At 33.7% G+C, this 786-nt stretch carries 1 pseudogene; it reads right to left on the bottom strand.

The window, feature by feature from the left end:
- A pseudogene (locus B2X72_RS10095) lies at positions 1–425 on the bottom strand (hypothetical protein); the annotation flags it as partial.
- Positions 426–786: the final 361 nt, after the last annotated feature.

Raw genomic sequence — 786 nt, 5'->3', positions numbered from 1 at the left:
ATCCGATCTGATTCCGAAAACTCAAGTTTTTCCATTAATTGTGGCAACCAGTCCAATGCCGGATAAATCCCTACACTGTTCGCCAGTAGCTCCAATGTCACATTGGAATGCGGTTCGGCAACAGATACCGCATCAAATTGCAAACTATTGATAAACTCCGACACATATTTCAATGTAAACAAATCACCTTCAATTTTGCGATCCATACGGCTATAGGGCATATAACGGATCAGTAATCCGCAAGATTCGGTAGGTCTTTCATCCAATCGCTTTTTGACAAAAAGCAAGCGGATTAAATCTCCATCCTCCTGATAAGTAAATTCAATGAGATTGTTCTTTAAGATCAACTGATCAAAATCTTTCACTTTTGTCTCCCCATTTGGAAATTGCTCTGTGACTATCTGATGCTTATTTAATACAATCATAGCTTTTAATTTTGCTTTCTACTATTGAGTACTTTTTACTCAACAAATATGAAGATTAAATTTAAGCTTGCAAAATATATTGAGTACTTTTTACTCATAAAATCAAACAACAATACATATAACACTGTATATCAGTAAAATAATTTAAATAAAACAGCGTAGCGAAAAATTCATCCCCCATTTCTAAATAGTAAACATGAAACTGATTTCCTGATTAGCGTATAGCTGATCAAGATAAGTATTAAATCGAAACATATGGATATCAAGTCATATCTAACAACAATTTTTAATCAGTATTTAGACAGTCATTAGTCACTGATTATACAGTCTACACTGAGTCATCACTGAACAAGCACTGAAC

Origin of the sequence: Sphingobacterium sp. UBA7253, from assembly GCF_002472745.1 — a bacterium.
GTDB classification, from domain to species: Bacteria; Bacteroidota; Bacteroidia; order Sphingobacteriales; family Sphingobacteriaceae; genus Sphingobacterium; species Sphingobacterium siyangense.
Note: the sequence above shows the minus strand (reverse complement) of the source record. Positions and strands in the feature narration are given on the sequence as shown.